Origin of the sequence: Pantoea sp. UBA5035 (assembly GCF_002415245.1) — a bacterium.
In the GTDB taxonomy this organism is placed as follows: Bacteria; Pseudomonadota; Gammaproteobacteria; order Enterobacterales; family Enterobacteriaceae; genus Pantoea; species Pantoea septica.
This window is the reverse complement of the sequence record NZ_DICD01000014.1, coordinates 241,294-265,799: the sequence shown is the minus strand read 5'-3', so window position 1 is coordinate 265,799 and position 24,506 is coordinate 241,294. Positions and strand designations below refer to the sequence as shown.

Here is a 24,506-nt window from a genome sequence, read left to right as displayed (position 1 = left end):
CAATCTGTACAGCCTGTCAGTTCCGCAAGCGAGACAGGTAAATGTAAAGAAACGCGTCACTGCTGGCGATCCGCCCAGACGTCGGGAACGATCTTCATCGCCTCGCTGACGGCGAAATCCATCGTCATGCCGGGCTTCCACAGCATCACGATCATCTGGCTCAGCGCCAGATTGCCGACTTCCACATTAATCGCTTCGACGTCGCGCCAGCTGGCGGCGGCAAAATGCTTCGGCAGAAAGGCCCATCCCTGCCCGCTCTCCAGCATATGGCGCAGCAGCGCCCGGTCGTTGGTGTAGAAGGCGCGATCGGCGATGCGTCCCTGCTTCGCCGCCACGCCGTCGGGTGCCGGATGCATCACCAGCTGAGGCTGCGAGGCGAGATCGAACAGCGATACCGGCGACTCGCCCGCGAAGAGCGACGCGGCGGCGTAAAAATCGAGTTCGATCAGCCCCACCGAGCGCCACGCCATCTCGCTGCCCAGGCTGCGGTTGCGCGCCTGGCAGAGCGCCAGCTGCGCCGCGCCGCAGGCGAGCGCCGCTTCCGCCTCTTCGCGCGCCGCGCTCCAGGCGCTGACGCGGATGTTGCTCTCCGCCAGCGCCGCAATCAGACGGCAGAGAAAGGGGCGCGGCACAAAGGGATCGTAAACCAGGCTGATTTCGTCGGAGATATCGTGGCGGACATGGCGCGCCGCCGCGTCGAACGCCTGCGCCTGGCGCATCAGCAGCGCCGCCTGCCGCTTTAGCCGCTGGCCCTCTGGCGTCAGCGCCAGCGTGCGGCCCTGGCGCGTAAAGAGCGTATAGCCCAGCGCCGCCTCCAGAAACTCGATCAGCTCGCTGACCGTGGCGCGATCCTTGCCAAGCTGTTTCGCCGCCTGCGAAACGGTGCCGAGCGCGGCGACGGTAGAGAACGCCTCTATCTGCGCAAAGGAAAAACTGATACCCGCCATAGCTGCTCCCTGATGCGATGGTTGAGGGGATTTCCCCACATATGCTGATTTTTGCACAGCGCGGGCCGAACCTATACTGCGGCCCGTCAGCTTTGAGGTTTATTAAGAGGGAAAACCGCATGAACAAAAGTAAGAAAAACCTGCTGCTGGCGGCATCGCTGGCGACGGCGACGCTGCTGCCGCACGCGGCAATGGCCGCAGAGACTGCGCCCTGCGGCGGCGTGCTGCTGAGCGTCTGTCCGACGCCGTTCGATCGCACCCTGCCCGATCCCAAAACCATGCTCAGTTGGGATCAACAGGATCGCGTGGTGGGCTTTCGCAACGACTACCGTAACTATCCCGCCGATGTTTTTCGTCACGGCGCCGCCCAGCCGCTGCCGCTGGCGAAGCGTCAGCTCGGCGAGGTGAGCTACCGCGTCAACGGCCATCGCTACAGCATGGCGGACTATTTGCAGCGTCAGAACGTCGCGGGGATGCTGGTGCTGAAAAACGGCCAGATCGCCTACAAATATCTGGCGCACGGCAACAGCGACAGCACGCTCTGGACCTCGCGCTCGGTGGGCAAATCGGTGGTCTCGACGCTGGTCGGCGTGGCGCTGAAACAGGGGAAAATCCACTCGCTGGATGACAAGGTCACCGACTACGAGCCGGAGCTGAAAGGCACCGCGTGGCAGGACGTGACGCTGCGGCAGCTGCTGACCCACACCTCTGGCGTGGCATGGAACGAAGATTACACCCAGCCCGACTCCGACTTTGCGCTGCTGACCCAGTGCGAGGCGCGTTCCGGCACCTATGATTGCGTGCGTAAGCTGGTTACCGGCCTGAAAAAAGCGCATCCGGCGGGCCAGCACTGGTCTTACTCGTCGGGCGGCGCCTGGCTGCTGGGCGACGTGCTGGAGCGCGCCACCGGCATGTCGCTCGCCGCGTATTTGCAGCAGAGCATCTGGCAGCCCTACGGCATGGCGAGCGACGGCGTCTGGCACGCCTATCAGCCCGGCAAACATGACGTCGGCGCGCACGGCTTCAACGCTACGCTGGAGGACTGGGGGCGCTTCGGCGAGTTTGTGCGACACGAGGGGCGCCTGCCAAACGGCGATAAAGCGCTGCCCGACGGCTGGCTGAAGCTTGCTTCCAGCTGGACCCAGGCGCAGGGTTCGGTTTCCGCCGCACACCCGCAGGGCCTTTACGGCTTCCAGTGGTGGAACAACGAGGTGCCGGCGAATGCGAAAAACGTTGAGCCTGCGCCGGAAGCGTCGCTGAAGGGATCGCTCTGGGCGCTGGGCATCTATGGTCAGGTGATTATGGTGAACCCTGCCGAGCAGCTGGTGATTGTGCAGTGGTCGACCTGGCCGCAGGCGGAGCCGTCGTTTAGCGCCCAGCCGCTGGAGGCGTCGCTGATGTATAGCGCGATTGCACAGCAGCTGCGCGATTAAGGGGAAAGCGGGATGGGGTCGTCGGCTGGCGGAGCCGTAAGTATCTCGCAGCGTTTATCCAGCAACGACTCCACCGAGGCGCGGTTGCCCTTATCCCAGCCGCGCCGCGTGGTCAGCAGGATAAATCCTTTCTCTCCCGAGAAAGTCGTGGGTATCAGCGCCACGCCATACTCCGCCAGCTGCGGCGGCGAGAGCTGAAAGTGGCGCGCCACCGAGGCGATGGGATAGATGCCCATCGCCGCTGGCTGCATTACGCGGCGGGCATAGTAAGTATGGTTCAGCAAGCGATCGGGCAACGGCCGCCACTGCTCATCAATATAAGGTCGCTCCGCCTGCAGCTGGCGGCGCACGTCTTCGCGCAGACAGGTGAGATGAATATGCAGCTGGTTCTGGCTGCGTCCCCAGGCGGAGTTAATCGCCATGCCCAGCCGGTCCTCAGGAACGTCGGCGCCATACGCCGCCATCAGGCGGTAGCGCATCAGCCAGGCATAGCCGAAGTAGTCTGTGCGGCCCGCACGCGACAGCGCGATGCTTTCAATACCGGACATCGCCAGGTTCGGCACCAGAATAAAATGATAGGGATAGCGCGGATTCTGCAGGACGCTGAAGCCCTGCTCTTTGCTCTGCGGCTGATAGATCTGCTGGCAGGGCGCCGGGTCGCGCCGATAGTGATAGTTGGTCATGCAGAGATCCTGCGTCACCATCCATAGCGCGTCGGAGCGCGCGCAGCCGCCCAGCAAGAGCGCCAGGGCAGCGAGCATCCATCCTCGAAAAAACCTTAATCGCATAGAGTCAGCCGTGGTTGTGGGTGGCGCTACGTCTGGCGTTGCGCTTCCTGATAATATTAGCGAGAAATGATGTAAAACGAAGCGCCTATCGGAGCGGCGACTGCCCTTTCGCTCTCCGGAGGCTTCCTGATTTTCATTCGGGGAAAAGGATTTATGAAAAAGCTTCTTGTGGCGACGCTGGTTGCCTGCGGCTTATCCGCCTGTAGTTACGATAACGGTTCGGCGGCCAGAGCGCCGGATAACACCCGGCGCGCGATGCCGGATATTTTCCAGCCGATGACGCCCTCGCAGCAGCGGGCGGTGATGTCTGGCGAGCGGCCTGACTGGACAGAGACGCCGCCGGTCAGGATCCCGCGTCATTAAAAGGCGGCGGTAAATCATGGCGAACGGGGAACGGGATGCGGCGCGCGGTCACATCCCGTTTACTCCTGCTGGTTACTGATTCACCGGGATCACCGAGCCGTGGTACTGCTGCTCGATAAACTTCGCCACCTGCGGCGAGGCGAGATCTTTCGCCAGCTCTTTAATGCGCGGATCGTTCGCCAGCTTCGGCGTGGTCACCAGCACGTTGGCGTAAGGGTTGCCCTGCGCTTTCTCCAGCGCCAGCGCGTCCTTCGACGGCGTCAGGCCCGCCTGCAGCGCGTAGTTGCCGTTGATTACCGCGAACTGCACGTCATCCAGCGCGCGCGGCAGCTGCGGCGACTCGATCTCGACGATCTTCAGGTGATGCGGGTTGCTGTCGATATCAGCCGGCGTCGCCAGGTTGTTGATGGCGTCGTTCTTGCCCGCCTTCAGGGTAATCAGTCCGTTGGCCTGCAGCAGATAGAGCGCGCGGCTCAGGTTGGTGACGTTGTTCGGCACCGCCACCTGCGCGCCGTCCGGGATATCTTTCAGGGATTTCACCTTGCGCGAGTAGAGCCCCAGCGGCTCAATATGCACCGTCGCCGCCACGTCGAACGTCTCGCCCAGTGCCTTCTCCTGATCGCGCAGATAAGGCACATGCTGGAAGTAGTTGGCGTCGACGTCGCCGCGCGCCAGCAGCTCGTTGGCGTTGAGGTTGCCGTTGAGTTCGATCACCTGCAGATCGAGGTCAGGATCGATCTTCTTCACGTAGTTGAGGATCTCGCTGTGCGGCACCGGATCCGCCGCCACGCGCAGCACTGCCGCCGAACTGGCGCCCGAGAAGAGCGCCGCCAGCGCCAGAGTCGCTACCATCTTCTTTTTCATGCAATGTCCTTATGAAAGTGTCTTGAGATAATCGCCGTAATAGCGCTGCGCCACATCGCGGTGCGAGCGTAAACGTCCTTTGAGGTAATTCCAGCCCACGTCGCGGATCAGCGGATTGGCGGGATCGCTGGTCGGCCCCAGCGCTTCCGCCGCCAGCGCATCGGGCAGCTGGTAGATCGGCACCTGAGTGTCGAGCTGCGCGCCGAGGAAAAAGGCGATGGAGATGCGCTCCTGCCCTTCTGGCGGCGAGAGCACGCGGTGCACGGTGGCGCGCAGATAGCCGTTGGTCGCCAGCTCCAGCAGCTCGCCGATATTCACCACGAACGCGCCCGGCTTCGGCGCGGCATCGACCCAGTTGCCCGGCGTCACTTCCACCTGTAGCCCGCGCTGCTCGTCCTGCAGCAGAAAGGTGAGAAAGCCGGAGTCTTTATGCGCGCCAACGCCCTGCTGGCTTTCCTCAGCGCTCTGTCCGGGATAGCGGATCAGCTTGACGTGCTCGTTGGGATAGCGGCCGTAGAGCGCGTCGAAGGCGTCCTCCGGCAGCGACAGCGAACGGGCGAAGGCGCGCAGCAGGCGCAGCGCCACGTTGGTCATCTCCTGCTGCCAGGCGTTGATCACCGGACGCAGCTGCGGCAGCGCTTCCGGCCAGAGGTTCGGTCCCTGCAGGCGCTTCCACGCCGCATCGTCCGGCTGCAGCAGCAGCGGCTCGCGATCCGCGCCGATATCAAACTGCTCGCGCTGGTCCCGCTGCTCGCGGGTGTACTCGACGCCCGCCAGGTTGTAGCCGCGGAAGTGCGGCGAGTGGATCATCGAGACGCGCAGCTTCTCTTCCTGCGGCAGATCGAAAAAGGCGCGCGTAATGCTCTGCACGTTCTGCTGCAGCTGCGGGTTGATGCCGTGGTTAATGAGGTAGAAAAAGCCCACGTCGCGCGCGCTTTCGCGCAGGCGGGTTAAAAACTCGGTTTGTTCGGTTTCACTGCCGGCGAGTTGCGCCAGATCCAGCACCGGTAAGCTTGTCCAGGTCATTGTGCGTTTTCCAGAGAGGATGCCCGGATTTACCCTCGCACTAATAAAACGCATCGGGAAATAGTGAAGCGCTATATGTTATCGCAAGGGGTTTTTAGAAGAAGTTGGGGAAAGGGTATGCGGGATTGAGATTAGGGATCGGGGCCGGGATGCATTTCTTTCCCTGTTATGCAAAGCTGTTACTTGTTTCGTTAATCTGGAAGCCAGCTCGCAAATCGGCTTCGCTCAGGACAAGGCAACATGCTTTTTTATCAGGCCGATCCCACGCTGGAGAACTACTGGCGCGGCGTCATTCTGTTCGGCAACAACGTCGCATCCTACAAATTCGCGCTGGCGCATGCGCTTTACGATCTGCATACGCAGGGCAACGATCTCATCTCTCTGGAAGCGCTGGCGCGTCCGTTCAGCCAGCATCTGTGCCGTCATCTCGAACAGGCGCCAAAGCAGATCACCACCAAAAGCAGCCAGTTCCTCGACGCCTGTACGCAGTTCAATCATGGCAAAATCAGTGAAGAGGCGCTGCTGGCGGTTACCGTTAAGCGCGGCTTCGCTAACGTGATTGATGCCTTTCACAACGTGAACCGCGCAGAGATTGACGTGCGCTTTTTTCTCGATGAACGTAAAACGCAAAAAGGTATCCGGCTTACCGAGGCGTTCTTTAAGCTGACCGAGACCCAGCAGTTTCAGAACCTCATCCATGAAACCGATGCGCGCTGGCGGCTGGTCGAACAGGCCTGGTCGATGGGCGTGTCGCGTAATCTGGTGGCGGTGGAGTATGACAGCGAGCAGCAGGTTCTATTTACGCGCCAGCGCGAGCGACGCGTCGATATCACCAGCTGTCGCAACAGCCTGAACGGTTACCAGAAAGGCCGCTGCTTCTACTGCTATCGGCCGGTCAGCCTTGAGCGCGGCCACGCGGATCTCACTGATATCGATCACTTTATTCCCTGGGCGGCGCGTGACCAGGTGCCGAACCTCAACGGCGTCTGGAATCTGGTGCTGGCGTGTCAGAGCTGTAATCGCGGCAAGGAAGGCAAGTTCGCCCATATCCCGTCGCAGCCGCTGCTGGAACGGTTGCATAAGCGCAACGAGTATTTTATTAACAGCCATCTGCCGCTGCGCGAGACGCTGATTCAGCAGACCGGCAACAGTGAAGCGATGCGGCGCAGCTTTCTGGCATCAGGCTGGCAGGCGGCGCGCAGCGTGTTGTTCCATATCTGGCAGCCTCAGGCTTGTGGAGACGCCTTATTTTGAGTACGCAACGCTACTATCAGCGCTATGCGCAGCAGTTCTTCGAGAGCACGGTCGCTGTTGATATGGCAGAGATCCGCGATCGCTTCACTGCCCTGCTCCCTGCGCACGGCGCTGTTCTGGATGCCGGTTGTGGTTCAGGACGCGATGCTAAAGCCTTTGTTGAGCAGGGATTTCAGGTTGAGGCGTTTGATGCCTCGCCGGAACTGGCTGAGCTGGCGAGTCAGCATAGCGGTTTGCCGGTTAAGGTGATGCGGTTTCAGGAACTGGATGTATCTGCGCGCTATGACGGGATCTGGTGCTGCGCATCGCTGCTGCATGTATCGCGGGCGGAGTTGCCAGAGGTGTTCAGGCGGCTGGCGCGGGCATTGAAGGCTGGCGGCGTGCTGTATGCGTCTTTTAAGTATGGTCAGGGTGAGCGGGAAGATAATGGCCGGGTGTTTACGGATATGCGCGAGGGGGAGATTGGGGGGATGCTGAGGGAGTATGGCGTTGCTGGATTGGAGGTGATGCAGGAGTGGATGAGTGAGGATCAGCGAAGGGAAAGAAACGACCGGTGGGTGAATGTGTTAGTTGGGAAAATGGGATAGCGGGTTTGCGATATTTAACCGCCCCCGATACTGTATCAGGAGCGGTTTTCGATTTATGCGGCTTTTTGTTTACCGGCAATGACCTTAATAAACTCTAGTACCTGCTTTTGTTTCCGCGCCGACAGCTTGCACGCCTGACGCAGCGACTGCATGAGTTCAGTTTCTTGCTGCTGGGCTGAGAGCACAATACAGCCTTTCATTACCTTCACTTCAACTGCTGTGCCACTGGCAAAACCAGCATCTTCCAGCCATTGCCCTTTCATGGTAATGGCGGGAGTTCTGCGGTAATCCGGATAGCGACTCGCATAGCCAACGGTTATTTGGCGATTATTTGATGGAAGGACTTCTGGATCAGACGGCTGTGCAATAGAATGCGTGTCAGTCATGATTACTATTCTCCGTAAATAGTAGTTGTGATTAGCGGCGCGGAGGTGTTGCAGCACATCCGTGCCGCGCTAAATACCTGTATATATAATCAGAAGAAGGGGAGTAAGTCCAGATTTAAACAGGTTAAAATATGGTTTTTCTGAAAACATTATAATATATAGAGAATATATTTCTTAGGCTTTCAGAATAAAAGACGCCCGGAAATTGTGCTAATAAATCGTATTTTTTTACCACTATATTTATCACAAAAATCATATCGAATGAGATTTCCACCTAGATACTGACGCCTCTATCGCTCACAGCTCATGAAACCATTAAGCCTCGCTTTCAACATATTCCAACCGCGCTTCGGTCTTTTCTGCTTCTCTCTTGTTGTGAACATAATCGCTACCAATTATAATACATAAAATTTATATATATCTTCTAGAGAAATGAATATGGATACTTTATTTAAGATTTTTGAAAAATTTAGTTCAAGACCGCTTTATTTTACTTTTTTTGGCTTGTCAGCATGTGAATTTTTCCAAAACGAGTCAGCTTTGAAAAACCCTAATATTCAAAACATATTATATCTTTTATCAGCAATGACAATGGTTGTTTTTTTAACATGGGGATATGAATGGTTAATATTTAGGTTCAATGTCACATTAGAACCTCATGATCAGGGAGATATAGGCCCCACGATTGGAACGGCAGCATTAGCAATTTATTTAGTATATGCATTTCATTTTTTAGGTGAGCAACCTAACGCCTTAAACCTAAAGTTACTAACGAACTCAGGATTTATTTACAGTACAACCTTATTGTTATTTTCTCTTGAGTCAATGAAGCTTAGAAGATTGAAGCAGCGATAACAATGATAATTATAATTTGGGGACACATAAAATCAGAATAATACACTGTAAAAAGCCGATATAACAAAACACTTTATCATATCGGCCATGCATATTTTATGGCATCATCGATACATAATCTACACCAATCCTAGAACTGTATTGTGATGCAATAGCCTGGTATCGTTCAGCATAACCACTTCGAAGCTGGGACTTTAATTTCAATTTGACTGGTATATTTTTTACATTATCATCCATACTACTCAAGAACACCGCTGAAAGAATATTTTCCTCTCCTCCGGGAAGAGTACGCCCGTGATTTAAAACAACCATATAATCAACTACAGGTAAATTTTTATCGCCTTCAAATATAGATAAATATTTTCTGACATTTTTATGGATTACATAAATATACTTAGAATTCTCTGCATTAGGTAATGCTTTGTTCTGATTAGCATTGAAAAGTTCTAACACTTTAATCAAACGATGAGGACTTAATCTTTTATGATATGGGTCATTACCCTGTGTAGGCACAAGATCGCAAGCAGCAGAAACACATAAATACCGTCCCGAAAGAGTCGATACCATCAGATACAAACTTTTCAGCCTCATCTCGCTTCCGGCGAGCTTCACCCAGATATGCTGTTGGATAAACACCCAATGCCACCACTTTCTATTTACTATCAGACGGTATTGGAGTAGCGAAGGTGCATATCCTGCCCATTCGTAAAATTTAAGTAGTTGGTATATGTTCAAGAGATTGAGTAGACGTGAACAGACTAAGCTGAATCAGAAACCGACTTAACTTACTTTTTTATGAGCTAAAGTAGACGTTAGTAAACTTGAATAAAGCTTTGTATGGTGCCGAAGGCCGGACTCGAACCGGCACGTATTTCTACGGTTGATTTTGAATCAACTGCGTCTACCGATTTCGCCACTCCGGCACGGAAGGGATGCGGAAAACGTTGAGGATTATACCGTTACCCACCAGCCGCGCAACCGGAATCACCTTCCCTGCGCGCTAAACGTCCAAAAAAGCGTCATACCCTCTCTCACCCCATCCCGCACCAGCACGCCCCAACCCTTCCCCTACAGAATCCTCCGATTCCACCCTTCTCCCCTCCCGCACTCGGAACTTTCCCACCTCAGATTCCTCTTAGCAAAACTGGCGCAGCAACTCACCGCGCGCAGGTTGAACATTAACGAGGGTAAAATGAATAAAACCACGCTAAGCACAATTTTGGGGATGGGGTTCAGCGCGCTGCTGCTGGCAGGTAGCGCATCAGCGGCAAGCTGGCAGGATCAGCTAAGCAGCGCGGCGTCGCAGCTCAGCCAGCAGAACAACAGCAACACCAGCGCGACCAACAGCAACGCGCAGAACGGCGGGCTGTCGCTCGGCTCGCTGACGGGCCTGCTGAACGGTGGCGACAAGGCGGTCAGCTCCAACAGCATGACCAACGCCGCAGGCGTGATGCAGTACTGCGTGCAGCATAACGTGGTAGATAACAACGTGAAGTCGGTGAAAGAGCAGGTGCTGGACAAGCTCGGCCTGAGCACGCAGACAGCACAGACGCAGAGCACCGACTACCAGCAGGGCATCGCCGGCCTGCTTAACACCGGCAACGGCCAGCAGCTGAATCTGCAGAGCCTGAGCAACTCGCCGATGGGCGAGAAGCTGAAAACCAAAGCCTGCGACGTGGTGCTGAAGCAGGGCAAAAAATACATCGGCATGTAATCCGCCGCTGTACGGGCGCGAGCTGTCCCTCGCGCCTCTCTTCTTGCGCAACGGCCTTCTAAGCCGTTGGTCACGCCATCGCCCTTCTCGTCTCCTCCTCCACGCCCTGCAGCAGCGCCAGCGCCTGTTCATAGGATCGAATATTGGTATAGCCAATCACCAGCCCATAGCGCTTCTGCGTCTGCATATACCAGCCGGAGAGCGGCAGCACGCGCAGCTGATGACGCTGCCACACCTCCGCCAGCGTCACATCCTGAATGCCGCGCCGCAGAAAGGCGACGATATGCATGCCGCCGTCGGTAAGCTGATACTCAAACAGATCCGGGAAGCAGGCCTGCAGCGCGTCGAGCATCATGCGGCGTCGCTGCTGATAGAGAATGCGCATCTTTTTAATATGGCGATAGAAGTGCCCTTCGCTGAGAAACTGCGCGAGGATCTTCTGCGGCAGCAGCGGCAGGCCGTTCTCCAGAATCTCACCCAGCTCGCGAAAGCGCGCCAGCGTCGCTTTGGGCATCACCAGATAGCCGATGCGCATCGCAGGCATAATGGTTTTACTGAAGGTGCCGGTGTAGATCACCCGGTCGTGCGTATCGAGGCTTTTTAGCGCCGGGATCACCTTGCGCGTGTAGTGAAACTCCCCGTCATAGTCATCCTCGATAATCCAGCTCTCGTTCTCCTGCGCCCACGCCAGCAGCTGATGCTTGCGCGGCAGCGACAGCGTCACCGCCAGCGGGCTCTGATGGGTCGGCGTCACCACCGCAAAGCGCGCGTCGGCGTGATAGCGCAGCAGATGATCGACGTCGATCCCGTCGCGATCGACCGGCACATAGTGCAGGTTGGGTGCGATCCGCTTCAGCAATTTCTGCCCGAAGAAGTAGCCGGGATCCTCGAACAGCACCTTGTCGCCCGCCTGCGCCAGCACCGCCAGAATCAGCCGCAGGTTGGCGCGGTAGCCGCTGGTGATAAAGATCTGCTCCGGCTGGCAGTCGAGCCCGCGCGAGATGTTGAGGTAGCTGGCGATCGCCTCGCGCAGCGGCGTGTAGCCCATCACGGGCGGGATCAGCATCTCATCCGGCCGCAGGCTGCGCGCCGCTTTGCCGGAAATCAGCAGCCACTTCTTCAGCGAAAAGGCGTCCAGCGACGGAATGCCGAGCCGCATCTCGCCCTTGCTCTCCCGCTGCTCAATGCGCAGCGGCAGGTCGCTCTCCTCTGGCTGCCACGCTGGCTCCTCTTTGGTGACAGGCGTAAGCGCCGGATTGACGCGCGTGCCCTTCGCGCCCTGGCTAACGAAGTAGCCTTCGCCTACAAGAATCTCATAGGCGGCTTCTACCGTTTTGCGTGCCACGCGCAGCTCGCTGGCCAGCACGCGGATCGCTGGCACGCGGTCGCCCGGCTTCAGCACGCCCGCCTGGATCTGCTGACGATAGCGCGCGTAAATCTCTCTGTACCCCACCGCTATGTCCTACCTGTTTTCACGTTTTATGGCCCTTTCTACTCTGACATAGAAGCTTATCATCTCTCCATTGTTTAGCCGCGAAAGAGTCACTTATGAAACTACTGCATATCAACGTCAGCCCCGATATCAGCGGATCCGCGTCGCGCGCCGCCTCGGCGCATCTGGTCGAGCGGCTGCGCGCCCGCCATCCGCAGCTGGAAGAGACGGTGCTGGATCTGGCGCAGCATCCGCTGCCGCATCTGGACGCCTTTACCATCGGCGCCTTTTTTACGCCGCCGGAGGCGCGCACCAGCGCCCAGCGCAGCGCTATCGAAAACTCGGAAAGGCTGGTAGATCAGCTGTTCGCCTGCGACACGCTGGTGATCGCCTCGCCGATGTGGAACCTCGGCCTGCCTTCGGTGCTTAAAGCCTGGTTCGATCACATTACCCGCGCTGGCCGCACCTTCGCTTTTACCGCCGACGGCAGCAAAGTCGGGCTGGTTGAAGGCAAGAAGGTCTACTGCGTGGTCGCCAGCGGCAGCGTTTTCGCTCACGGGCCATTTACGCAGGATGACCAGTTCACGCCCTACGTGCGCGTCGCGCTCGCCTACATCGGCATCGAGGATGTGGAATTTATCCGCGTCGACGGCACGCACGATCCCGTCAGCCGCGCCACCGCATTGCCCCATGCGTTAAACACTATCAACTCACTGTTCTGAAAAAGGAAAGCATCATGACATCACGCGTTAACCACTTTAAAACCGTTCCGGCGCTGGCTAAATCCCTCGGCGACGTCTCCATGGCGCTACGCAAAACCTCGCTGGACGCCACGCTGAAGCATCTGGTGGATATCCGCGCCTCGCAGCTCAATCACTGCGCGTTCTGCCTCGACATGCACGTGAAGGAGGCGAAGCTGCACGGCGAGCGCGAGCTGCGTCTGCATCACGTCGCTATCTGGCGCGAGTCGCCGCTGTTTAACGCGCGGGAAAAAGCGGCGCTGGCGCTGACCGAAGCCCTGACGCGCATCGGCGAACAGGGCGTCAGCGAAGCGCTCTACGGCGAGCTGCGCGAGCACTTCTCTGAGGTAGAGATCAGCGAGCTGGCCTTTACCATCGCGGTGATCAACAGCTGGAACCGCCTGCAGATCCTGTCGCAGATGGCGCCGGGCGCGCTCGACAGCGCATACGGGCTGGATCGCGCTGAATTACATTAATTTTTAACGCCAGCAGCGCAGGCTGCTGGTCGCCCCATGTTTTTCTGCGCGCCCTGAGGCTATAGTGAGGTTTTGCACTACAAAGGACAGCACGCATGAAAGGCATCAACATTGCGATTTACTTCGATCCCGATCTCATTTTCGCGACCGTACACCAGCCGGACGGCAGCTATCTGAGCAAAAATTTTCAGTACGACGATGCGGTTATTGAAGAGATCTACCAGTGGCTGGAACAGTTCACGCCAAATCGCACCCATATCTGCCTGCTTGAGCACGACACCGCCGATATCCTCGCCGACGAGCTGGTGGATAACGGCTATCACGTTCATCGCGTCAGCACCCATCTGATGCTGGAGTGGTTCACCTCCTCGCCGCCCGCCACGCCGGACGGCACGCCGGTGCGCGCGCTGCTGCGCTATCTGGAAGAGGAGAAGCCGGAAGAGTATGTGTCGCGCACGCCGCAGATTGAGGCGCTGCTCGATATGTTCGACGATCTCGACGCGCTGGAAGAGGTGGAAGAGGAAGACGACGAAGACAGCCTGCCGGATGACGTGCTGCGCCTGGTGAAGCAGAAGAAGATCACCGCGCTTGCCGCCGCGCAGAGCCTGATCCCGGAGCTGAGCGAACGCATCCGCGAGCACCTGATGCGCTATCCAGAGCTGATGACGCCTGAGCTGCTGGAAGATTTCTTCCCGGAGCTGCTGGAAGCGATGGAACGGCCTAAACACTAATCCCGCGACAGAAGAGGACGCATATGCAGGCGTTATTAGAAGCGGTGGGATTAGGGCTGATCGTGCTGCTGCCGCTCGCTAACCCGCTCACCACCGTGGCGCTGTTCCTGGGGCTGGCGGGCGAGATGAACTTCAGCGAGCGCAACCGTCAGGCGCTTCAGGCCTCCATCTATGTTTTCGCCATTATGATGGTGGCCTGGTACGCGGGCAACGCGGTGCTTAATACCTTCGGCATCTCGATTCCCGGCCTGCGCATCGCGGGCGGGCTGATCGTCGCCTTTATCGGCTTTCGCATGCTGTTTCCCGCACAGCCGGTTGGCCATTCGGTAGAGGCGCAGCACAAGCAGGATGAGCTGGAGAACAGCGACACGCGTCAGGAGCCGGTCAATATCGCCTTTGTACCGCTGGCGATGCCGAGCACTGCCGGTCCCGGCACCATCGCGATGATTATCAGCTCCGCCTCCACGGTGAAAAGCGGCGTCGATTTTCCCGCGTGGGTGATTGCCGTAGCACCCCCGCTCACCTTTCTGCTGGTGGCGGTGATCCTGTGGGTCGCGCTGCGCAGTTCCGGCAGCATTATGAAGCTGGTGGGGAAAGGCGGCATCGAGGCGATTTCGCGCCTGATGGGCTTTTTGCTGGTCTGTATGGGCGTGCAGTTTGTGATTAACGGCGTGCTGGAAGTGGGACATAACTTCCATTAAGGCAAGTGTCGAAGAGCGCACGTCAGGCGGTCAGTATGTTCTATCAGGCAGCTAACAAACTTGAAACGCGGGTGACATGGCCCGAAGAGCAAAGCGTCCCGCGACAGGGATGTCGCGGGCCGAGCGGGCAAGGATGCGTAAAGCGCCTTTGCGATCGGGCCTTGTCACCCGCGTCTGCACATAACAGCCAACAAAAAAGGGCGCCGCGGCGCCCTTCTCTTACTTCTCAGCCGTCTGAAAGAAGACGCAGTGCCCTTTAGTCGTGCTTCAGCGACTTCCGCACATCCGCAACCTGATCCTTGCTCACCGCCGGCGCGTTGTTGCTCCAGCCCTGACGGATAAAGGTCGCGAGCTGCGCCACTTCATCGTCGCTCAGGCGCTTGCCGAAGCCCGGCATCGCCAGCGTTGACGGCGCCTTCTCGGTAGACGGCTGCTGCGCGCCTTCCAGGATAGTGTGGATCAGTCCGGTCGGATCTTTAGCGTTAACGATGGTTGCCTGATCCAGCTCCGGGAAAATCCCCGGCGCGCCTTTACCGGTGACAAAGTGGCAGGCGCCGCAGTTGTCGAGATAGAGACGCTCGCCTTCGCTCAGGTTCTTCGCCGCCGTCAGCTTCGCTTCAGTCTGCTGCTGCGCCTGCACGTTATAGGCCTGCAGCGGCGGATTGCCGCCAAGGAACTTCAGGTAGGCCGCGACCGCTTTGAGATCGGCGTCGGTCATATGCGAGCTGCTGTGCTCAATCACCGACTTCATCTCGCCGCCTACCGCTGCCTTGTCGTTACGGCCGGTCTGCAGGTAATCGACGATCTCCTGCTCGCTCCAGCGCGGCAGACCGCGCAGCGACGGCACGTCCCAGTTATTCAGGCTGCCGCCCGCCAGGAACTTCGCATCGCCGCTGTCGAGCGCCTTCTCGTTCATGCCGAGGCCGCGCGGCGTGTGGCAGCTGCCGCAGTGGCCGAGGCTCTCGACGATATAGGCGCCGCGGTTGATCTCTTCAGAGGCGCCGCCGATCGGCTGGAACGGCTTGTCGCTGGTAAAGGCCCAGTTCCAGAAACGCATGCCCCAGCGCTGGCTGAACGGAAAGCTCAGGCTGGTCTCCGGCGGCTGCTCGGCGCTCGGCTGCACGCCCTTCATAAAGTAGACATACAGCGCGTGCATATCTTCATCGCTGATTTTGGCGTAGTCCGGGTACGGCATCGCCGGATAGAGGCGCGAACCGTCCGGCAGCACGCCTTTGCGCACCGCGTCGGAGAACTGCTGCTCGCTGTAGTTGCCGATACCATGCGCCTTGTCCGGCGTGATGTTGGTCGAATAGATGGTGCCGAGGTTCGACTCAATCGCCAGCCCGCCGGAATAGTCCGGCTTGCCCGCGACAGAGTGACAGGCCATACAGTCGCCGAGACGCGACAGGTATTCGCCCTTCTTGATCAGCTGGGCCTCATCTTCCGCATGCGCCTGATTCGCCATGCATCCCAGCAGCACGGCGTTGGCGAGTAACAATGATTTCAGTTTCATATGCTTATGCCTGTACCAGTGGACCGGGGTTCTTCAGATACTGTTCCTTGATCGCCTGCGCCGCCATCAGGGTAATCGCGCCGATGGTATCGGTCGGGTTCGCCTGGAAGTTCTGCGGGAAAGCGTTGCCGCCCGGTACAAACACGTTATGCACGTCCCAGCTCTGCAGATACTTGTTCAGCGCAGAGGTTTTCGGGTTGTCGCCCATCACCGCGCCGCCCACGTTGTGGGTGGAGACGTACTTGGTCAGGTCGAAGTTGGCGTCCATCGGCAGGAAGCTCATGCTCATGCTGTCCGGGTTCAGCTCTTTGCCGATATTGCCGACGATGCCCTTCAGATACTGCTGCAGCTTGAGCTCGTTCTGTTTCCAGTTAAAGGTCATACGCAGCAGCGGCTGGCCACGGTGGTCGGTGTAGTTCGGATCGAGGTCCAGATAGACGTCGCGGTACGACTGGCAGGTCGTGGTGATGCTGATCTTCATGGAGTGGCCGTACCACTCTTCCAGACCCTCTTTGTAGCCCATACCCCAGTTCGGCGTGCCTTTCGGCAGCGAGGTGGCGATCGGCGTGCCGGTGGCCTGCGAGCTGTGGATCTTCGCGCCGCCGAGGAAGCCGAGGCCCGGACCGTCGAAGTTGCCTGGGGAGATGTCATTGAACATCTGACCGGTGGCGCCTGCGGTGGCGTACGGGTTGAAGTTTTTATCCTTGAAGAACAGGGTCGCGCCGCCGTTCGACAGGAAGGCGTAGTTACGTCCTACCACGCCCTCTTCGGTGATCGGGTTATACGGCTTGCCGATGCCGGAGAGCAGCATCAGACGCACGTTGTAGAGCTGGAAGCTGGAGAGCACGACAATCTTCGCCGGCTGGAACACTTCGTTGCCGTCGACGTCGTAGTAGATCACGCCTTTGGCGGTCTTCTTGTCGTCATGCAGCACCACCTTCACCACTTCCGCGTGCACTTCGTAGGAGAAGTTCGGCATGCGCTTCAGCGCATCCATCACCGCGGTCTGCGGCGACGCTTTGGAGTAGTTCAGGCACGGGTACTTCGAGCAGTAGCCGCAGTAGTTGCAGGGTGCGATCTGGTTGCCGTACGGGTTTTTCCACGCGCGGGAAACGCACGCCGACGGGTTGGGGAACGGATGGTAGCCCAGCTTCGTCGCCGCTTCTTTAAACATCACGTTGTTCAGCGTGTCTTCCAGCGCCGGCAGCGGGTAAGGCTCGGAGCGCGGACCTTCGAACGGGTCGCCGCCTTCCAGAATCTGACCGCGCAGGTTGCCGGTGGTGCCCGACTGGCCGCAGATCAGCTCGAACTTGTAGTAGTAAGGCTCGATCTCTTCCCAGCTGAACGGGAAGTCCATCACGCGCATATCTTCCTGCAGGATGCCCGGCTTGTAGGCCTCGTCCACGTAGGTTTTCAGCTTGATGTCGGTCGGCGTCGGACGGATCAGTACCGCCGTCCAGTGCATGCCTGCGCCGCCCACGCCGGTGCCTGGCGCGAACGCGCCCCATTTACGGGTCGGCAGCGCGGTCTGGGTGGTGTCGTAGCGCACGGTGACCGCCACTTCTTTCGGCGTGGCAAACACTTTGTTGCGCACGTTATAGGCGTATTCGTCAGCCGGTTTCGGGTAGGCGAAATCGGGGTAGTCGCGCTCGCCGCCGCGCTCTAAGGCGCGCACTTCAAGGCCCGCCAGCGCCAGTTCGATGCTCATCAGCGAGCCGGCCCAGCCGAGGCCGCAAACGACGACGTCGACTTCTTTTTTAGTAATCTGTGCCATGATAATCCTGTCTCAAATACCTGATTCAACGCCGTTAAGCGCGTTCACCCAAAAGGCTGACCGGTCCCAGCGGATAAGGCACGTTGTGCTGCTTCACCCATTCGGTGAAGCTGGCGCGCGCGCCCGGGAAGCCGATAGCGATCCAGGCTTTCATGCCTTTGTTGCCGCCGTACATCGGATCCGCGAGATAGCCGTGCTTGGTATCAGAGAGCAGCTGGCTGAAGAACTGCGACGCTTTCAGATTGCCTTCGCCCAGCGCGGCGAAGTCGATGCCGTTCTTGTTGAGTTTGGTCAACACGTCATCTTTCTCTTCCAGCGTGAGCTGCTGGAACGGCTTGTTATAGGTGGTCTGCACCCACTGCGTCACCAGCTTGATCGCCGTGTGGTACATCTGCTGCGGCGTAAACGGAATCTGGTAGCCGAAGGTGGGATCGGCGTGGACGTTGAACGGGCCCTGCATGTAGATCTCATCGCCGAACTCGCTGGTCTGCAGCTGCTGGTCGATAAAGATCGGCACGTTGGTTTCCAGCGCGCCTGGCGCTTTGCCTTTGCCGCCTGCCGGGATCAGGCGATCGGTCGCGGCCAGAATAAACTGCCACTCGTCCGCGCTAAAAAAGCCCGGTTTATAGTCGGCCAGATCCGGCGCGGCCATTTCTGCCGCCTGCGCTGCGGTCAGCCCTTTTAAAACCAGGTCACCTAGCGGCAATGCCAGTAGAGACCCGAGCAAAAACTTTCGTCTGGTGGTGGGTTTTTCAAGAAGCATAGCGGCACGACTCTCACTTGCTGTAAAAGTAATATATTTGTTAAACACAAATCTTATCGGTCATTTCCGCGGCAATATTAGGGATATAGATATGTCTAAATGTAACAATAAAAGTAGAAATGTGTTTTAGTGAAAATTTATAATTGTGTTATTGGATGGTTACAGGCGGGTAACGGGCTGTGAAGGCGGGAATTTTGTTTAAAAATGCACAATTGATGATTTATTAACCAGAAAATTTGTGCGCAGGACCATTTTTATTTACGGTAAGTGACAGTTGCCGAAAATAATCAATCAAAAAAAATCATACTTCCATACAAGAGAACCGTTCTCATCGGCAACAATATATTCACTTATTTACAGCAGCAATGACATATTGCGGAAAATGTGATCGCTCTTTTATCAAACGGCTATTTTGGGGCGGGCGCTAAATAAATGCATTTCCCTCATCACCACCGCGCTAAAACAGTGAAAAGCGCCAAAAACAGAGACGATTTTTTTATGCAAAGCTCATAACAAGCGGCATTTTGACTCTGGCGCGCCGCGGATATAGTCGGTTTATCAACGACTCAGGATAAACCTCTATGCGACGCATTTTGCTTGTGATGTTAAGCGCGCTGGCCTTAGCGCCGATGGCGCACGCCGGGACGCCGAAAGATACGCTGGTTATCGCCGTGCCGCTCGACGGCATTATCAGTTTCGATCCGGCAGAGAGCTTTGAAACGGTCAGCAACAGCAGCCTGCGTAATGTTTACCAGACGCTGGCAGAGCCGAATAAAGACGATCCACAAAAGCTGTCGCCGCTGCTGGCGCGCAGCTGGCAGCAGGGCGAAACGCCCCACAGCCTGATCTTCAACCTCAATCCCGATGCGCGCTTCGTCAGCGGCAATCCGGTGACCGCGCAGGATGTCATCTTCTCGCTGACGCGCGCGGTGAAGCTCAACAAAGCGCCCTCGTTTATTCTCGGCGAGTTCGGCTGGACGCCTGACAATATCGACAGCCAGTTCACGGCGCTCAATGACCACCAGCTGGAGATCCGCTGGCCGGCGCAAATCGGTCAGGATCTGGCGCTGCGCCTGCTCACCGCGCCGGTTAGCTCAGTAGTCGACAGCAAAACCGCGCTGCAGCACGCCAGCAATAACGACACCGGCAACGGCTGGCTGAAGACCCATTCCGCGGGTAGCGGCGCGTTTTCCATCAAACAGTTTGTGCCGCTGCAGGCGCTGGTGCTGGAGGCCAATCCGCACGCCGCCCCGCAGCCGCACCTGAAGCGCGTGCTGCTGAAGGGCGTCGCCGATCCCGGCACCCGTCGCCTGCTGGTGCAGCAGGGCGATGTGGATGTCGCCTATCAGCTCGGCCCCGATCAGATCGCCGCGCTGAAGAGCGATGCCAACGTGCGTATCGACGCCTTCCCGTCGAGCCTGGTCTACTACCTCGGCTTCAACACCAAAAACGCGCAGCAGCCGGCGCTCGGCAACCCGGCGCTGTGGCAGGCGGCGCGCTGGCTGGTGGATTACGACAGTATCGCCAACCAGCTGCTGAAAGGTCAGTACCGCATTCATCAGAGTTTCCTGCCGGACGGCTTTGACGGCGCGCTCAACACCACCCCGTTCCACTACGACGTCAGTAAGGCAAAGGCGATCCTGAAGGATGGCGGCATCGCGCCGGGCACCCATATCGCCCTGACGGTGGTGAACCAGCCGCCCTATATCGACGTGGCGCAGGCGCTGCAGGCGAGCTTCGCAAAGGCGGACGTTAATCTGGATATTCAGCCGGTGGCGGAATCGGAGCTGTGGAGCAAAATGCGCGGCCGCGATTTCCAGTCCATCTTTATTTACTGGGGCGCGGACTATATCGATCCGAACACCAACGCCAGCGCCTTCGCCTATAACGTGCCGGGCGGCTCGAAAACCCTGGCGTGGCGCGTCGGCTGGGATATTCCTGCGCTGAGCGCCGAAACGCGCAAGGCGGCGGGCGAAAGCGATGCCGCGCAGCGCCGCGCGCTCTACACCCATTTGCAGACCGAGGTGCAGCAGAGTTCGCCGTTCGTCACTATTCTGCAGGGCGCGCAGCAGGTGGCGGTGCGCAAAAACCTCAGCAACGTTAAGCAGGGCATCGGCGTCAGCATGCTGCTGCTGGATGAGGTGCAAAAATAACTCTCGTGGCGCGCGGGCATCGTCCAGCGCGCCAGCCTCAACGGCGCTTATATCGCACAGCCGTTTCAGCGTAATACTCTCTCTTTCCCCCGCCGCGCTTGCTATCCTTCAGACAATGTCCTTTGTCAGAGAGTGAACCTATGACCGCCCCGCTGCTTATTGCCCAGACGCCCGATGTGAAACTCCACCTTCTACCCGCCATGGCGAATCGCCACGGGCTGATCACCGGCGCGACCGGCACCGGCAAAACCGTGACGCTGCAGAAGCTGGCTGAATCTTTCTCCTCTGTCGGCGTGCCGGTATTTATGGCGGACGTGAAAGGCGACCTGACCGGCATCGCGGCGGAAGGCCAGCAGAGCGAGAAACTGCTGGCGCGGCTGGCGAAGATTGGCGTCACCGACTGGCAGCCGCAGCGCAATCCGGTGATGCTGTGGGATATCTTCGGCGAACAGGGCCATCCGGTGCGCGCCACCGTCTCCGACCTCGGCCCGCTGCTGCTGGCGCGCCTGCTGAATCTCAACGAGATCCAGAGCGGCGTGCTGCAGATTATCTTCCGCGTCGCCGACGATCAGGGACTGCTGCTGCTCGACTTCAAAGATCTGCGCGCGATGACGCAGTACATCGGCGACAACGCCAAAAGCTTCCAGACGCAGTACGGCAATATCAACAGCGCGTCGGTGGGCGCCATCCAGCGCGGGCTGCTGGCGCTGGAGCAGCAGGGCGCGGAGCACTTCTTCGGCGAGCCGATGCTCGATATCCGCGACTGGATGCGCGTCGACGCCGACGGCAAAGGCTTTATCAATATTCTGGCGGCGGACAAGCTCTACCAGCAGCCTAAGCTCTATGCCACCAGCCTGCTGTGGCTGCTGTCGGAGCTGTACGAGCATCTGCCGGAGGCGGGCGATCTGGAGAAGCCGAAGATGGTGTTCTTCTTCGACGAGGCGCATCTGCTGTTCAACGACGCGCCGCCGGTGCTGCTGGAGAAGGTCGAACAGGTGATGCGCCTGATCCGCTCGAAAGGCGTCGGCGTCTGGTTCGTCACCTAGAACCCCGCCGACGTGCCCGAGAGCGTGCTCGGCCAGCTCGGCAACCGCGTGCAGCACGCGCTGCGCGCCTTTACGCCGAAAGATCAGAAGGCGGTGAAGAGCGCCGCCGACACCCTGCGCGCCAACCCGGCGTTCAATACCGTCGAGGCGATTCAGGCGCTGGGCACCGGCGAGGCGCTGATCTCTTTCCTTGATGAAAAAGGCAGCCCGTCGGTGGTTGAGCGCGCAATGGTGATCGCGCCCGGCTCGCGTATGGGGCCGGTTACCCTCGACGAGCGCAACGGCCTGATCAACCACTCGCCGCTGGCGGGCAAATATGACGAGGAGATCGACCGCGAGTCCGCCTGTGAGAAGCTGCACCAGGGCGTGAAAGGCGCCAGCGAGCAGGCTGACGCGCCACAGGCGAAGGGCAACAAGGTCGAGGTCGACGACGGCATTCTCGGCGGACTGAAAGAGGTGCTGTTCGGCCATACCGGCCCGCGCGGCGGCAAGCATGACGGGATTGTGCAGAGCGTGGCGAAGAGCGCCACGCGGCAGATCGCCAACCAGATTATTCGCGGCGTGCTCGGCAGCCTGCTGGGCGGACGCCGTCGCTAAGGCGATTTCCGCAGCGGTTTGGCCTCTGCTAAGCTGTGAGCATGGATAAATTACGCGAACTTAAACGGACAAAACGTCTGGCGCTCGGCCTGCTGCTGCTGGCCGCCGCCACCTTTATCACCACCCTTTTTCTGCCGCCCAGCTTCTGGGTCAGCGGCGTAAAGGCGATCGCTGAGGCGGCGATGGTCGGCGCGCTGGCGGACTGGTTCGCCGTAGTGGCGCTGTTTCGCCGCGTGCCGGTGCCTTTTATCTCGCGCCATACGGCGATTATCCCGCGCAATAAAGATCGCATTGGCGACAACCTTGGCCGCTTCGTGCAGGAGAAGTTTCTTGATACCGACTCGCTGCTGGCGCTGATCCGCCGTCACGATCCGGCGCAGATGCTGGCGCAGTGGCTTAACGCGCCGGGCAATGCCGACCGCGTCGGGCGTCATCTTTTACAGGTGATGCGCGGCTTCCTCGATCTTACCGACGACGCGCGTATTCAGGCCTTTATGCGCCGCGCGGTGCATCGCGCCATCGACAAGGTCGATCTGTCGCAGACCAGCGCGGTGCTGCTGGAGAGCCTGACCAAAAACAACCGCCATCAGGAGCTGCTCGACGCGGCGATCGATCAGCTGCTGCGCCTGATGCATAAACCCGCCACGCGCGAATTTATCGCCATGCAGATTGTGCGCTGGCTGAAGCGCGAGCATCCCATTAAGGCCAAAATGCTGCCGACCGACTGGCTGGGCGAGCACAGCGCCGAGCTGGTCGCCAACGCGGTGGATTCGGTGCTGGACGACGTGGCGGCCGATCAGGGCCACGAGCTGCGCCTCGGCTTTAACCGCGCGGTGGATCGGCTGATTGAGAAGCTGAAGCACGATCCCGAAATGGCGGCGCGCGCGGAGGAGATAAAGCGCTGGATCAAAGAGGATGCGTCGCTGAACCGCTATATCGGCGAGCTGTGGAACGACCTGCGCGCCTGGCTGAAAACCGATCTCAGCAGCGACGATTCGCGCGTGCAGGAGAAGGTGCGTCAGGCGGCGCTGTGGCTGGGCGAGAATCTGGCGCGCGACGACGCGCTACGCGCCTCGATGAACCGTCATCTGGAGGAGGCCGCGCGCAGCGTCGCGCCGGAGTTCGCCGCCTTCCTGACGCGTCATATCAGCGATACGGTGAAGAGCTGGGACGCGCGCGATATGTCGCAGCAGATTGAGCTGAATATCGGCAAGGATCTGCAGTTTATCCGCATCAACGGCACACTGGTGGGCGGCACCATCGGGCTGATCCTCTATCTGCTGTCGCAGCTCCCGGCGCTGTTGCCGCTGCTGGCGCATTAAAACCCCGCAACGCGACAGACAGAACCCGCTTTTTAAGGCGGGTTCTTTTATTGTGTTGATCGGTGTGGAGTACAGCTTAGGACGGTTACTGGTCGTCGAGGCGGTCTAATTCTTCTTCCGTCAGCCCGGTAGCCTGCAAGATGGTGTCGCGCGGCAGCTGCATTTTCAGCAGGCTGCGCGCGACTTCCAGTTTGCCCTCAAGCTTGCCCTTTAGCTCACCTTCCTGCTTAAGCTGTTCTGCAATCGTCATCAGAGCGTCCTCTTGTTGCGGCATCCGCTGTGCCAGTTCTCGAACAAAGGCGCTGGCGTCTGTGGTTTCGCCTGCCTGAATAATATAGTTTACCAGCGAGAGTGTTTGTGATGAAGATTTGTCCGCCTGCCAGGCGGCTACCAGCAGGTCCATTATCTCTGCTAAATCGCGCTGGCGAATATGTTTTTGCAGCAGCGTCAGCGCCGCCATACGACGATGCTGCACGATTTCATCGTCAGGAATAACGGTGACGTCGACCAGCGGAAAAGCCTTGCCGTAAAGAGCGGCGGCCAGCGCCGGGTCGCCGAACCCGTCCAGCCAGCAGGTTGAATATGGATAAGGACTGCGCTGACCGGCGTAAAACAGCACCGGTATCACCAGCGGCAGCCTCTTATGTCCGGCGTCGAGGTGGCGCTTCATCGCCGCCACCGCGTAGCGCAACAGCCGAAACGCCATCTGTTTATCTGGTGTCGACTGATGCTCAATCAGCACCTGCACATAGCCGTCGTCGCCGCTGCGGGTTTTCATGCTGTAGAGCACGTCGCTGAAGTAAGGGCGCAGATCATCCTCTACGAAAGAGCCGGAGACCAGCCTGAGCGTGCTGAGGTCGCAGAGCGCAAGGAGTTGCGGCGGCAGGTGGATTTCCATAAAGTCGCGCGCCACGTCCGGCTGGCTGAGAAGTTGTCGGAAGACGGCGTCGTGCGGGGTCGGCGTACTCTTTTTCTTCTTCATCTTTCCTGACTCTGAAAAAACCTGCGCAGAGCCTGGCATAGCTGAAAAAGCGAGTCATT

Annotated in this window: 22 protein-coding genes, 1 tRNA gene and 2 pseudogenes; 13 read left to right on the top strand and 12 right to left on the bottom strand. The window is 58.5% G+C overall.

All coding sequences use genetic code 11. The features are described 5' to 3' along the window. Positions 1-56: 56 nt before the first annotated feature. The gene (locus tag B3229_RS11325) at positions 57-947 is read right to left on the bottom strand and encodes a LysR family transcriptional regulator (RefSeq protein ID WP_286870803.1); all 891 of its coding nucleotides are present in this window, start codon (positions 945-947) and stop codon (positions 57-59) included. Between the two features lie 119 nt (positions 948-1,066). Here B3229_RS11325 and B3229_RS11320 point away from each other — a divergent pair, with 119 nt between their 5' ends. After that, positions 1,067-2,380 carry a serine hydrolase domain-containing protein gene (locus B3229_RS11320; protein ID WP_286870802.1) on the top strand — a complete coding sequence of 438 codons (1,314 nt, stop codon included), beginning with the start codon at positions 1,067-1,069 and terminating at the stop codon, positions 2,378-2,380. On the opposite strand, the gene B3229_RS11315 is transcribed toward B3229_RS11320, so the two are convergent. Further along, the gene (locus B3229_RS11315) at positions 2,377-3,141 is read right to left on the bottom strand and encodes a CDP-diacylglycerol diphosphatase (RefSeq protein ID WP_376747174.1); all 765 of its coding nucleotides are present in this window, start codon (positions 3,139-3,141) and stop codon (positions 2,377-2,379) included. The genes B3229_RS11320 and B3229_RS11315 overlap by 4 nt on opposite strands. Positions 3,142-3,321: 180 nt before the next feature. Here B3229_RS11315 and B3229_RS11310 point away from each other — a divergent pair, with 180 nt between their 5' ends. Continuing rightward, complete coding sequence (locus tag B3229_RS11310; RefSeq protein ID WP_286870800.1) at positions 3,322-3,531, top strand: hypothetical protein; 210 nt, start codon at positions 3,322-3,324, stop codon at positions 3,529-3,531. Between the two features lie 72 nt (positions 3,532-3,603). Here the strand turns inward: B3229_RS11310 and B3229_RS11305 are convergent, their stop codons facing one another. Both B3229_RS11305 and B3229_RS11300 read right to left on the bottom strand, forming a co-directional pair. Beyond that, complete coding sequence (locus B3229_RS11305; protein ID WP_286870799.1) at positions 3,604-4,395, bottom strand: MetQ/NlpA family ABC transporter substrate-binding protein; 792 nt, start codon at positions 4,393-4,395, stop codon at positions 3,604-3,606. Positions 4,396-4,404: 9 nt separating this feature from the next. Next, on the bottom strand, positions 4,405-5,421 hold the full coding sequence (locus B3229_RS11300) for an isopenicillin N synthase family dioxygenase (RefSeq protein ID WP_286870797.1): 1,017 nt from the start codon (positions 5,419-5,421) through the stop codon (positions 4,405-4,407). A 240-nt stretch (positions 5,422-5,661) separates the two neighbouring features. On the opposite strand from B3229_RS11300, the gene B3229_RS11295 reads away from it, so the two are divergent. Both B3229_RS11295 and B3229_RS11290 read left to right on the top strand, forming a co-directional pair. Continuing rightward, complete coding sequence (locus tag B3229_RS11295) at positions 5,662-6,675, top strand: HNH endonuclease domain-containing protein (protein WP_286870795.1); 1,014 nt, start codon at positions 5,662-5,664, stop codon at positions 6,673-6,675. Beyond that, a complete protein-coding gene (locus B3229_RS11290) occupies positions 6,672-7,262 on the top strand; it encodes a class I SAM-dependent methyltransferase (protein WP_286870794.1) in 591 nt (196 codons plus the stop codon). The genes B3229_RS11295 and B3229_RS11290 overlap by 4 nt, the downstream gene beginning before the upstream one ends. A gap of 53 nt (positions 7,263-7,315) precedes the next feature. Here the strand turns inward: B3229_RS11290 and symE are convergent, their stop codons facing one another. After that, entirely contained in the window at positions 7,316-7,648 is a 333-nt protein-coding gene (gene symE / locus B3229_RS11285; RefSeq protein WP_286870792.1) for an endoribonuclease SymE, read from the bottom strand. 438 nt (positions 7,649-8,086) lie between these two features. Between symE and B3229_RS11280 the strand changes: the two genes are divergently transcribed. Further along, complete coding sequence (locus B3229_RS11280) at positions 8,087-8,503, top strand: hypothetical protein (RefSeq protein WP_286870787.1); 417 nt, start codon at positions 8,087-8,089, stop codon at positions 8,501-8,503. Between the two features lie 96 nt (positions 8,504-8,599). On the opposite strand, the pseudogene B3229_RS11275 reads toward B3229_RS11280, so the two are convergent. Beyond that, positions 8,600-9,046 (bottom strand): annotated as a pseudogene (locus B3229_RS11275) (hypothetical protein); the annotation flags it as partial. Positions 9,047-9,341: 295 nt separating this feature from the next. Continuing rightward, positions 9,342-9,426, bottom strand: a tRNA-Leu gene (locus tag B3229_RS11265). A 269-nt stretch (positions 9,427-9,695) separates the two neighbouring features. Between B3229_RS11265 and B3229_RS11260 the strand changes: the two genes are divergently transcribed. After that, positions 9,696-10,217, top strand: coding sequence for a DUF2501 domain-containing protein (locus B3229_RS11260; protein ID WP_286870785.1), 522 nt, complete (start codon positions 9,696-9,698; stop codon positions 10,215-10,217). A gap of 70 nt (positions 10,218-10,287) precedes the next feature. Here the strand turns inward: B3229_RS11260 and B3229_RS11255 are convergent, their stop codons facing one another. Beyond that, positions 10,288-11,670: a PLP-dependent aminotransferase family protein gene (locus B3229_RS11255; protein ID WP_286870784.1), complete on the bottom strand. Its 1,383-nt coding sequence runs from the start codon at positions 11,668-11,670 to the stop codon at positions 10,288-10,290. A 95-nt stretch (positions 11,671-11,765) separates the two neighbouring features. On the opposite strand from B3229_RS11255, the gene B3229_RS11250 reads away from it, so the two are divergent. The 4 genes from B3229_RS11250 (at position 11,766) to B3229_RS11235 (ending at position 14,297) form a co-directional block, all read left to right on the top strand. After that, complete coding sequence (locus tag B3229_RS11250; protein WP_286870782.1) at positions 11,766-12,371, top strand: FMN-dependent NADH-azoreductase; 606 nt, start codon at positions 11,766-11,768, stop codon at positions 12,369-12,371. 14 nt (positions 12,372-12,385) lie between these two features. Further along, positions 12,386-12,865 carry a carboxymuconolactone decarboxylase family protein gene (locus tag B3229_RS11245; RefSeq protein ID WP_033749356.1) on the top strand — a complete coding sequence of 160 codons (480 nt, stop codon included), beginning with the start codon at positions 12,386-12,388 and terminating at the stop codon, positions 12,863-12,865. Between the two features lie 95 nt (positions 12,866-12,960). After that, positions 12,961-13,596 carry a hypothetical protein gene (locus B3229_RS11240; protein WP_286870780.1) on the top strand — a complete coding sequence of 212 codons (636 nt, stop codon included), beginning with the start codon at positions 12,961-12,963 and terminating at the stop codon, positions 13,594-13,596. A 23-nt stretch (positions 13,597-13,619) separates the two neighbouring features. After that, positions 13,620-14,297, top strand: coding sequence for a MarC family NAAT transporter (locus tag B3229_RS11235; protein ID WP_048783474.1), 678 nt, complete (start codon positions 13,620-13,622; stop codon positions 14,295-14,297). 256 nt (positions 14,298-14,553) lie between these two features. Here the strand turns inward: B3229_RS11235 and B3229_RS11230 are convergent, their stop codons facing one another. Genes B3229_RS11230 through B3229_RS11220 form a run of 3 tightly spaced genes read right to left on the bottom strand, consistent with a single transcriptional unit; the run spans position 14,554 to position 18,347 of the window. Beyond that, positions 14,554-15,810, bottom strand: a complete 1,257-nt coding sequence (locus B3229_RS11230; protein ID WP_286870778.1) for a c-type cytochrome — start codon at positions 15,808-15,810, stop codon at positions 14,554-14,556. A gap of 4 nt (positions 15,811-15,814) precedes the next feature. Next, positions 15,815-17,584, bottom strand: a complete 1,770-nt coding sequence (locus tag B3229_RS11225; RefSeq protein WP_096072510.1) for a GMC family oxidoreductase — start codon at positions 17,582-17,584, stop codon at positions 15,815-15,817. Between the two features lie 34 nt (positions 17,585-17,618). After that, positions 17,619-18,347 carry a gluconate 2-dehydrogenase subunit 3 family protein gene (locus B3229_RS11220; protein WP_048781946.1) on the bottom strand — a complete coding sequence of 243 codons (729 nt, stop codon included), beginning with the start codon at positions 18,345-18,347 and terminating at the stop codon, positions 17,619-17,621. Positions 18,348-18,928: 581 nt separating this feature from the next. Between B3229_RS11220 and B3229_RS11215 the strand changes: the two genes are divergently transcribed. The 3 genes and pseudogenes from B3229_RS11215 (at position 18,929) to B3229_RS11205 (ending at position 23,465) form a co-directional block, all read left to right on the top strand. Further along, a complete protein-coding gene (locus B3229_RS11215) occupies positions 18,929-20,500 on the top strand; it encodes an ABC transporter substrate-binding protein (protein ID WP_286870777.1) in 1,572 nt (523 codons plus the stop codon). A gap of 140 nt (positions 20,501-20,640) precedes the next feature. Then, positions 20,641-22,143: pseudogene (locus B3229_RS11210) on the top strand (helicase HerA-like C-terminal domain-containing protein). Between the two features lie 41 nt (positions 22,144-22,184). Next, positions 22,185-23,465, top strand: a complete 1,281-nt coding sequence (locus B3229_RS11205) for a DUF445 domain-containing protein (RefSeq protein WP_286870775.1) — start codon at positions 22,185-22,187, stop codon at positions 23,463-23,465. 85 nt (positions 23,466-23,550) lie between these two features. On the opposite strand, the gene B3229_RS11200 is transcribed toward B3229_RS11205, so the two are convergent. Then, positions 23,551-24,447, bottom strand: coding sequence for an Rpn family recombination-promoting nuclease/putative transposase (locus B3229_RS11200; protein WP_286870773.1), 897 nt, complete (start codon positions 24,445-24,447; stop codon positions 23,551-23,553). Between the last annotated feature and the right edge of the window lie 59 nt (positions 24,448-24,506).